Origin of the sequence: Microcystis sp. M113S1, from assembly GCF_020246945.1 — a bacterium.
In the GTDB taxonomy this organism is placed as follows: domain Bacteria; phylum Cyanobacteriota; class Cyanobacteriia; order Cyanobacteriales; family Microcystaceae; genus Microcystis.
This window is the reverse complement of sequence record NZ_JADBSA010000186.1, coordinates 1-10325: the sequence shown is the minus strand read 5'-3', so window position 1 is coordinate 10325 and position 10325 is coordinate 1. Positions and strand designations below refer to the sequence as shown.

Genomic DNA, 10325 nt, shown 5'->3' with positions numbered 1-10325 from the left:
TTTAGTCAACCGAAAGGATATTTGATTTATGTTTGAAAATAAGATTGATCAGGTTTTGGAGAGGATGTGATGACTAGCATAAAAGCGCCATTCGATCCCCCCCAACCCCCCTTAAAAAGGGGGGAGAAGAGTTCATAGTAGTTCATAGTAGGGTGGGTTAGACGGCAACAATCTAGGCGTTAAAGTCAATCTAACAATCCGTCGTAACCCACCGCTTTAGTCAACAGAAAGGATATTTGATTTATGTTTGAAAATAAGATTGTTCAGGTTTTACACGCGTTAAAGGAGATGTTGGGATGATCATGATCTATCCATCAGAAATCACAAAGAAGTGGCCTCACCGCCCTTTGTCAGAAGTCGTTGATTTCCTCGATAGTAAGAGAAAACCAATTACTCAAAAAGATCGAGTGCCTGGACCATATCCATATTATGGAGCTAATGGTCAGCAGGACTCCGTCGCCGATTATATCTTTGATGAGCCTCTTGTACTTTTAGCGGAAGACGGAGGGCATTTTGGGGATGCTGATAAGACTATTGCTTATCAAGTGGAGGGAAAATGTTGGGTTAACAATCACGCTCATGTTTTGCGACCCAAAAAAGATGTCGATATTAGATACATCTGCCGTCATTTAGAAAGATATGACGTTACCCCGTTTATTACTGGAAGTACACGAGGGAAGCTAACTAAGACTGCGGCTAATAATATTCCTATTGCCCTCCCACCCCTCGAAGAACAGCGAAGAATTGCGGCAATTTTAGATAAAGCGGATGGGGTGCGACGCAAGCGCAAGGAGGCGATTCGGTTGACTGAGGAGTTGTTAAAATCGACTTTCCTAGAGATGTTCGGTGATCCTGTTACTAATCCGAAAGGGTGGGAGAAGATAAAACTAGGAAACCTATGTACAATTGTTCGTGGCGGTTCTCCAAGACCAATTAACGATTATCTAGGTGGTTCTATCCCTTGGATTAAGATAGGCGATGCTACAGAGGGGGATGATATATATATTTACAAAACTGCTGAAGCTATTAAACCTGATGGAGTCAAGAAAAGTCGCTATTTAGAACCAGGATCTCTGATTTTTGCAAATTGCGGTGTGAGTCTAGGATTTGCAAGAATTCTAAAAATTGCGGGGTGTATTCATGATGGTTGGTTAGCTTTTTCTGATTTAGATAAATCTATAAATCAAATATTTTTGCTGAAATTACTGAATTCTATTACCGAACATTTTCGAGCGATCGCACCTGACGGAACTCAACCTAATCTCAATACGACAATTATGAAGAATTTTGAGATCCCCGTTCCGCCAATTGATTTACAGGAGAAGTTCGCCGTAGTTAGCCATTACTTGACAGATAGCATTAAGAAAAATTCTGAAATGTTTGAACAATCCGAAAATCTCTTTAATTCCCTTTTACAACGCGCCTTTCGCGGGGAACTGTAGCCATGGCATCCCGCGGATTACTGCCATAATCTTGTGGGAAATACCATTAAAAAAGACGGTTGGACAATTAACTAATACTAAATATGGTTATTAAAAACTGATTATTTGAGTAGAAAACGGGTTTCTCGGAGAAACCCGTTTTCTGTGCGTTACTCAAGAGTTATCGGTTATCAGTTGGGAAGGTGGTGTGATATTATGGGTAGTAAAGTTGCTCAAACAGCTGATCAGTTTGCTATTAGCATAGTAAATGCTGATAAATATCTCAGCCCAGAAAAGAAAGAATTTATCCTGTTATAATAAAGTTAATTGATACTTGCTTAATTTAAGTTATGAACTTCAACCTTTATCTGGAAGATGAATTAAGTCAGCAACTACAGGCTTTATCTCGCTCTACAGGCAAATCCCAGAATGCTTTGATTCGAGAAGCAATACAGCTTTTAATTACCACAAAAGAACAGTCGCAATGGTCGTCAACTATCCTTAATTTTCAAGGGGTAAGTGATGGTATTATTTTTGAAGCTTATAGAGAGGAACTTTCCCCACCTAGAGAAGATGAGGTGATTTAGTGCTGGTTTTACTCGATACTTGTACGATTAGTGATTTTGTCAAAGGTGATAGCAACACTCTAGTGCAGATTAAAAATCACTCTCCTAGGGAAATTGCCGTTTCTGCGATAACTTTAATGGAAATCGAATATGGACTATTTCTTAATCCAGCGAAGGCAAAGAAAATAAGACCCATTCTTGACGAATTTCTTGCTTCTCTCTCAATTCTTGCCTTTGGCAATCAAGAAGCCATTTGCGCCGCTCAAATTAGAGCAGCTCTCAAACAATCCGGGACTCCCATTGGTGCTTACGATCTGTTAATAGGTGCAACGGCGATTACTCATAATCTTAAATTAATTACGGCCAATCCCCAAGAATTTGCTCGTATTCAAGGATTATCGTGGGAAAATTGGCGTTAAAGCTAATCGCCTAACTAATTCGAGAATACATAGGGTTTGCTGAATAAATCTAAAAACCTTGTTGGCTAAGACTTTGAGACTTTTTGAAAATCAAAAAGTGCCAGATATAGGAATAATCGGGGGGAAAATTCAGGGACTTTTTCCCTGAAAATTAGGTAAAAACCTACACTCAGCCCCCAGGAAAAACTTTTTGCCGCATACCCTAAATACTGGCTTTCTCTCTTTAACGGCTGATTCCGCGAAGTTGCTCCAGAAGTTGATCAAGAATGTCTTCCATCTCTTCCGGGCTTCTGCCCATCCTGACCGGTCCGCGCAGAAACTCTTTAACCGTTATCTTTTTATCGCGAAAGTCACGGACAAAATTATAGATTTTTTCGGTGGATTGAACTTGTAATTTCATCTCCTCTAGCATTTGCTCAATCGGGTCGATGCCATCCTTCTCACAAGCGCGACTGGCCCTCACCATCTCGCCTTCCGGGGTATTTCGCACCGAGCGCAGTTCTCTTTTCAGGTTCTCGTATTGCTTTTTGAGTAGTTCGTTATTGGTTTCAACCCTCTCGCACTGTCGTTTGAGGTCGCTTTCCGATGAGCCTTCAACCTCGAAAGAGTCTCCCATTTGATGCTGTCGTTCGATTTCCAGCAGTCTGGCAATATCTCCCTCTTTATAGGCACGGTTGACTTCCTTCATAATCTCGTTGTGACGCATCCGAGTTTCGGGATCCGTAACCTTGTCGGGGTGAAAAATCTCAGCCATTCTCAGGAAAGTGCGGCGTATTTGTCTAGATTCAGGAGATTTAGGCGAGCTTTCAGGTGATATCTCTGCTCCATCATCGTGACGGCCATAGGAGTCTTCCCCAGAGAAGAAATCCTGCGCGGATTGCTCCGATGATCCTTCCGACTCTTCGTCTCCGAAAAGTTCGTCTAGTTCTTCATCTCCATCCTCAAATTTTGGGCTAATCACCCCCGTTAACTGAAGTGTCTCGTAAATTCCGAGAATCCTTTTTTTTGTCTGCTGCCCCAATTTTCTAGCAGTGAGGATTTCGTCAAAAAGGGCGTGTATTTCGCGGTCGAGGTCGGTAAGTTTTTGATAGAGGGGTTGCCCTCTCTGAAAAATCTCCGTCGCCAGGGAACGCATCTGGTCGAGGAATTTCTTCAGTTCGTTGCGCTTTCTGCCAATCTGCTTGAGGAGCCACTGATGCTCCTCCTCTAAAGCTTGGAAACGAAAATGTAGGGAAGAGAGAGCCAAGGAAGGTGAGGTGGGCGAATCAGAGGAGTTCGGTGATTTCGGCTTTTTAGATCTGGTCATTACTTTGGGGTGAAAGCATATTGTCCATTCTACCAAGCCGGAAGGAGCCGCATTCCTAAAACTCACCCTTGGCTCATTTTATTGTTTCTCCCCACTTCCCCACTTCCCCACTTCCCCCACCTCCCCACTTCCCCACTTCCCCACTTCCCCCACTTCCCCAACCTCCCCACTTCCCCACTTCCCCCACCTCCCCACTTCCCCCACTTCCCACTTCCCCAACCTCCCCACTTCCCCAACCTCCCCCACCTCCCCACTTCCCCACTTCCCCACTCCCCATCACCCCAAGTCCACAGACAGGCTTAAGTGCCTAGAAACTAGATAGGGTCTGCTGAATAAATCTAAAAACCTTGTTGGGTAAGACTTTTAGACTTTTTGTCAATCAAAAAGTCTCAGGCATGGGAGTGATCAGGGGGAAAATTCAGGTGGTAAAACCCTACACCCCAACCCCTAACACCCAACCCCCAACCCCCAACCCCCACCGAAAAACTTTTTCAGCAGACCCTAGATATATCAATGGTCTTAATTAATTCTTATCAATCGAATTAAATTTTTGTAAATAAAATTCTCGATCGGATTAATTATTTTTTCCAAATTCCGCTAGACTTATTTAGTAAGTTCAATTGAGACTCAATATTCCATAGCTAAATTTCTATAGCACGGGCTAGAGGGAAAGTTTAGCGAGGGATTCCTTTCCCCATAATTCAGCACACATATTTGCTTTAGCAGCAGGCAGGAGAATTCCATGTCCAATTTTTCGAGACGGAAATTTTTAACCACGGCGGCAGTTTCAGCGGCAGGGGCTGTTGTCCTCAAAGGTTGTCTGGGTAATCCCCCCGACAGTACGGGTGGAACTGCCAGCACTACACCCGCTTCCCCGGTTGCTTCTCCCGTCGCCATCGCCCCCGAACAAGCTCCTGAAACCACCAAAATTAAATTAGGTTATATTCCTATCGTTGAGGCCGCACCTTTAATTATTGCCAAGGAAAAAGGCTTTTTCGCTAAACATGGGATGCCCGATGTGGAAGTCTCCAAACAAGCAAACTGGGGATCCGCTAGGGATAACGTCGAAATTGGCGCAGATGCGGGCGGAATTGACGGGGGACAGTGGCAAATGCCCATGCCTTACCTAATTTCCGAGGGACTAATCACCAAAAATAACGTTAAAGTCCCCATGTATGTGTTAGCGCAGTTAAACACCCAGGGTAACGGAATTGCGATCGCAAGTAAACACGAGGGCAAAAATATCAGTTTAGACCTGAAACCCGCCAAAGATTACATCCTCGGCATGAAAACGACGGGAACTCCCTTCAAAGCCGCCTATACTTTCCCGAAAGCTAACCAAGACTTCTGGATTCGTTACTGGTTAGCCGCCGGTGGTATTAACCCCGATACGGATGTTAACCTAATTGCGGTTCCTGCCGCCCAAACCGTGGCCAACATGAAAACGGGAACCATGGATGCGTTTAGTACCGGCGATCCTTGGCCGGCGAGAATTGTGGCTGATCAGATCGGTTTTATGTCAGCTTTAACCGCAGAAATCTGGCCCTATCACCCGGAAGAATACCTCGCTATCCGCGCCGATTGGGTGGATAAAAACCCGAAAGCCACCAAGGCACTATTAAAAGGAATTATGGAAGCGCAGCAATGGCTAGATCAAGAGGCAAATCGAGCAGAAGCGGCGGCAATTCTCGCTAAACCGGCTTATTTCAACCTCAAAGAAGAACTTATCGCCGGTCCCCTCAAAGGAATACAGAAAATGGGTGACGGTAAACCGGAAATCACCGACAAAAATAAAGGGGTTTTCTACTGGAAAGATCCTGCTGGTAGCGTTTCCTATCCCTACAAGAGTCATGATCTCTGGTTTTTAACCGAAAGTGTTCGTTGGGGTTTCTTGCCGAAAGAAACTTTAACCACTGCCTCAGCATTAATCGACAAAGTTAACCGCGAGGATCTTTGGAAAGCGGCAGCTACAGAATTAGGAGTTGCCGCAGCCGATATTCCCACCAGTACCTCCCGCGGTGTCGAAAAATTCTTTGATGGCAAAACTTTTGACCCCGCTAATCCCCAAGCTTATCTCGATAGTTTGGAGATCAAAAAATAGCGAGTTTTTCCCGGTAGGCTAGGGTCATAAAATATCTAGTCTATTAATCCCAAAAGTGTTTTCTTCTCTCCCCAATCAAGTAACTTTATCTTCAACAAAGGAAAACGGCAAAATGGCAAGTAGCGTCAGCAGAAAAAGTAACGGTGGTTTCAACTTCGGTAAATTCTGGAAAAAGCATTCCCAAGATATTCTTCCCCCTATTATCGGTACCTTGGGTTTTCTGATTGTTTGGCAATTAGTTTCGATGCTGGGATTAATCAAATTACCCCCCCCATCTGACCTAATCACCAATGAACGGACTCGTACTTATTTAATGTATCCTTTCTTTGATCGTGGAGGTATTGATAAGGGACTATTCTGGCAAACTTTAGCGAGTCTGCAACGGGTATTAATCGGTTATTTTTTTGCCGCAGTGGTGGGTATTGGAGTGGGGATTATGGTCGGTTTAAATTCTTTCTTAAATAAGGCACTCGATCCCCTTTTTCAATTCCTGAGAACAGTTCCTCCTCTCGCTTGGGTTCCCCTATCTTTGGCCGCTTTACAACAAAACCAACCCGCCGCTTTATTCGTTATCTTTATTACCGCAGTTTGGCCGATTTTGATCAATACTACCGTCGGTGTCCAACAAATTCCCCAAGACTATATCAACGTTAAACAAGTCTTGCAATTGTCCAGCAAAAAATTCTTCTTCAAGATATTAATTCCCTCGGCACTTCCCTACATCTTCACTGGTTTGAGAATTGCGATCGGTTTAGCTTGGTTAGCGATTATCGCCGCTGAAATTGTTATGTCGGGTATCGTCGGTATCGGTTTCTTTATCTGGGATGCCTACCAAAATAACTACATCAGTGATATTATTCTCGCGCTGTTTTATATCGGTGGTGTGGGTTTATTACTCGATCGCTTTATGGCTTGGTTGCAAAATCAAATCGTTCGTCAATAGGGGATAAATGGGGAAAATTTCCCCATTTATAAATAACTGAAACTTGAGGAAATTTAAGGAGAAAAAACTATGAGTTTGTTTGTCGCTGTCGATAACATTGATAAGGTCTTCCCCCTCAGTGGTGGCGGTGAATATGTGGCCTTGAAAGGGATTAATTTACAGATCAAAAAAGGGGAATTTATCTCCCTCATCGGTCACTCTGGTTGCGGAAAATCTACCCTCTTAAACATGATCGCTGGTTTAGACTTGCCCACGGAAGGAGTGGTGACTTTGCAAGGTCAAAGCATTAAAAAACCAGGGCCAGATCGCATGGTAGTCTTCCAAAACTATTCCCTTTTGCCCTGGTTAACCGTCAAAGAAAATATCACTCTGGCCGTCGATCAAGTTCTCGCTCAACTATCAGAAACCGAAAGAAAAGCCGAAGTCGAAAAATATATCGATCTGGTCAATCTTCGTCATGCAGTGGATAAACGTCCCAACGAATTATCGGGGGGGATGAAACAACGGGTAGCGATCGCTCGCGCCCTAGCCATCCGTCCGAAAGTGCTACTTTTAGACGAACCCTTTGGCGCGTTAGATGCCCTGACTAGAGGTAATCTACAGGAACAGTTAATGCAGCTGTGCGAAGAATACGAAATGACCTCGGTAATGGTGACGCACGATGTGGATGAAGCGGTGTTATTATCCGATCGCATCGTCATGCTCACCAACGGTCCCGGCTCAAAAATTGGCGGTATTTTGGAAGTAGATATCCCCCGTCCCCGCAAACGCATGGAAGTGGTAGAACACCCCAGTTACTACAGTCTCCGGAGCGAAATTATCTATTTCCTCAACCAACAAAAACGGATCAAAAAACTGCGCGCTCGCAAGGTCGAAGTTATTGCCCGTCACGGTTTAGAAAAAGTCAATCTAGAAATCGGTTTTGTTCCCCTCACCGCTTGCGCTCCCCTAGCAGTGGCCAAAGAAAAGGGATTCTTCACTAAACATGGTCTAGATGAGGTGAATTTAGTCCGGGAAACCAGTTGGCGGGGCATTGTGGACGGGATCGCGGGGGGATTCCTCGACGGGGCGCAAATGCCCTCAGGAATGCCCACCTGGTTAACCGTCGGTGGTTATCAGGAGCAACCTTTGCCGATTGTCAGCGCCCTGACTATGACTCGTAACGGTAACGGTGTCACCCTCGCTAAACGCTTCTATGACGAGGGAGTGATTGACGGTAATGCTTTAAAACAGATGCTATTGGAATCCCGGGAGCAGCGCCATATTTTTGGCATGGTTCACCCCTCCTCCATGCACAATTTGCTCCTGCGTTACTGGTTAGCAGCCTCTGGTATTGACCCGGATAAAGATGTTCACCTCGAAACTATTCCCCCGGCCCAAATGGTAGCTGACCTGAAAACCGGCAGTATTGACGGTTACTGTGTCGGTGAACCCTGGAATCTACGGGCCGCCATGGAAGGTATCGGTTACACCGTCGCTACCGACTTAGAAATCTGGCAGGGCCACCCGGGTAAGGCCCTGGGAGTCCGGGAAGATTGGGCCAATAAATACCCTAATACCCATGTCGCTTTAGTCAAAGCACTGCTGGAAGGTTGTCGCTACTGTGCCGAGGAAGGGAATCAGGAAGAAATTCGTCAAATCCTCGCCAGTCGTCAGTACCTTAGTACCAATATCGATTATATCCAACTGGGTGATCCCAACTCCTACGCGTGCAGTCTCGATCAACCGATGAAAGAATATGCACACCATCTGTTCTATGGAGAAGGGGTAAATCGTCCCAGTCGTACCGAACACCTCTGGATGATGACCCAAATGGCGCGCTGGGGCCACATTCCTTTCCCCCGTAACTGGGTAGAAATTCTCGAACGCGTCTGTCGGGTGGGTGTCTTTAGTACCGCAGTCCGGGAATTGGGTCTAGGGGATATTAAATATCGTCGCACACCGATCCTTTTATTCGATGGTATCGAGTTTGATGCCGAGGATCCGATCGGTTATCTCAATAGTTTAGAGATCAAACAAAACATCACCATGGCCGAAGTGGCTATTGATGCTCGTCCTACTGCGGTGGAACCCCGTAAAATCGCCTAACCAGAGGTAAAAGGGGAGATTTTCTCCCCTTTTACCTCTAAAATATGATCCCATTGGATTAAGCCCTGCAACTCTGCCACTTTCTACCTGTCTTTCGACTTTTTAGCGACTATAATTATGTACACCACTACCGACACAATTAACCGAGCAACCCAGACCCCCACTAAAGAAGCTTTTGTCACCATTGAAGGAGTTTCTAAGGTTTACCCCACTCCTAGAGGCCCCTACACCGTCCTCAAGGACGTTAATCTCAGCATCAATGAAGGTGAATTTATCTGCGTGATCGGTCACTCTGGTTGCGGTAAATCGACGCTATTAAATATGGTGTCGGGTTTTTCTTCTCCCACCGATGGCATTGTTAAAGTTAACGGTAAGAAAATTACTAAACCCGGGCCCGATCGCATGGTAGTGTTTCAAAACTATGCTTTATTGCCTTGGTTAAGTGTTTTTGAAAATGTCTATCTCGCGGTAGATGCGGTGTCTCCCAATGCCCCGGAAGCGCAAAAACGCTCGATCGTGCGCGAACATTTAGCTATGGTGGGTTTAACCGAAGCTATGGATAAAACCCCTCCCCAAATCTCCGGGGGGATGAAACAACGGGTTTCGATCGCTCGCGCTCTTTCTATCCGTCCCGAAGTGTTGATTCTTGATGAACCTTTCGGCGCTTTGGATGCGATTACCAAAGAGGAATTACAGGAAGAATTGCTGAAAATCTGGCAAGATAAACGCTGTACGGTGTTGATGATTACCCACGATATCGATGAGGCTCTTTTCCTCGCTGATAAGCTGGTGATGATGACCAATGGACCGGAAGCAAAAATCGGCGAAGTGATGAATATTCATTTCCCCCGTCCCCGCGATCGGGAGAGAATTATGGAGGATCCTGAATATTATCGTCTGCGTAACTATGCCCTCGACTTCCTCTATAATCGTTTCGCTCACGATGATGTTAGCTAGATGTGAGCATTTGTATTAGTTTGGGGTGCGGTTGACTTAATAGCGATCGCACCTAGACTTTTTTTCTAGGGAAACCTTCTTCAAGTAAAATTATTTCTAAGTAGGGTCTGCTGAAAAAGTTTTTCGGTGGGGGTAGGAGTCAGGAGTCAGGAGTCAGGAGTCAGGAGTTTCAGGCTTTGTTGCCCTTGTTTTTTGTACCAAGCGATGTACTATAAGAAAGATAATGCAAGGTTTTTGAAAGTCCCAATCCTATTTTCTTGCACTAACATCGGACTTTAACAGGTCAAAAGCTTTATTTTAAAAGGGTTTTACCATTATTCAGCAAGCCCTAAGTAGGTAGATGTTAAAAATTGCCAGATACCCCCCTTGTCAAGGGGGGATTAAGGGTAGGGCTGTTTCATTCTCCCATCAGAATATCAAAAGTAAAAGCGATCACTGTCTTTGTAAAATGAAAAGTGACCGCCAACTTTTTAAATATATGTTGAGCTTAATAGAAAAACTGAAACAAGTCAAGGACTTTCGGA

General features: G+C 44.8%; 9 protein-coding genes. 8 read left to right on the top strand and 1 reads right to left on the bottom strand.

From position 1 onward, the window contains the following. Nucleotides 1–296: 296 nt before the first annotated feature. The 3 genes from IM319_RS09500 (at nucleotide 297) to IM319_RS09490 (ending at nucleotide 2406) form a co-directional block, all read left to right on the top strand. Nucleotides 297–1442, top strand: a complete 1146-nt coding sequence (locus IM319_RS09500; protein WP_353857191.1) for a restriction endonuclease subunit S — start codon at nucleotides 297–299, stop codon at nucleotides 1440–1442. Between the two features lie 329 nt (nucleotides 1443–1771). Next, entirely contained in the window at nucleotides 1772–2008 is a 237-nt protein-coding gene (locus tag IM319_RS09495; RefSeq protein ID WP_150977674.1) for a CopG family transcriptional regulator, read from the top strand. Beyond that, nucleotides 2008–2406 carry a type II toxin-antitoxin system VapC family toxin gene (locus tag IM319_RS09490; protein WP_287735415.1) on the top strand — a complete coding sequence of 133 codons (399 nt, stop codon included), beginning with the start codon at nucleotides 2008–2010 and terminating at the stop codon, nucleotides 2404–2406. The genes IM319_RS09495 and IM319_RS09490 overlap by 1 nt, the downstream gene beginning before the upstream one ends. Before the next feature lie 223 nt (nucleotides 2407–2629). On the opposite strand, the gene IM319_RS09485 is transcribed toward IM319_RS09490, so the two are convergent. Then, nucleotides 2630–3712 (bottom strand): molecular chaperone DnaJ, encoded by a 1083-nt coding sequence (locus IM319_RS09485; RefSeq protein ID WP_287735413.1) that lies wholly within the window; start codon nucleotides 3710–3712, stop codon nucleotides 2630–2632. 742 nt (nucleotides 3713–4454) lie between these two features. On the opposite strand from IM319_RS09485, the gene IM319_RS09480 reads away from it, so the two are divergent. The 5 genes from IM319_RS09480 to IM319_RS09460 form a co-directional block, all read left to right on the top strand. Then, nucleotides 4455–5813, top strand: coding sequence for a CmpA/NrtA family ABC transporter substrate-binding protein (locus IM319_RS09480; RefSeq protein WP_287735412.1), 1359 nt, complete (start codon nucleotides 4455–4457; stop codon nucleotides 5811–5813). Between the two features lie 112 nt (nucleotides 5814–5925). Next, nucleotides 5926–6756 (top strand): nitrate ABC transporter permease, encoded by an 831-nt coding sequence (gene ntrB, locus IM319_RS09475; RefSeq protein WP_286825572.1) that lies wholly within the window; start codon nucleotides 5926–5928, stop codon nucleotides 6754–6756. Nucleotides 6757–6825: 69 nt separating this feature from the next. Then, complete coding sequence (locus tag IM319_RS09470) at nucleotides 6826–8844, top strand: nitrate ABC transporter ATP-binding protein (RefSeq protein WP_287735410.1); 2019 nt, start codon at nucleotides 6826–6828, stop codon at nucleotides 8842–8844. 117 nt (nucleotides 8845–8961) lie between these two features. Next, entirely contained in the window at nucleotides 8962–9801 is an 840-nt protein-coding gene (locus IM319_RS09465) for a nitrate ABC transporter ATP-binding protein (RefSeq protein WP_287075954.1), read from the top strand. Nucleotides 9802–10141: 340 nt separating this feature from the next. Next, a partial coding sequence (locus tag IM319_RS09460) for a hypothetical protein (RefSeq protein WP_287735408.1) occupies nucleotides 10142–10325 on the top strand: 184 nt, incomplete at its 3' end.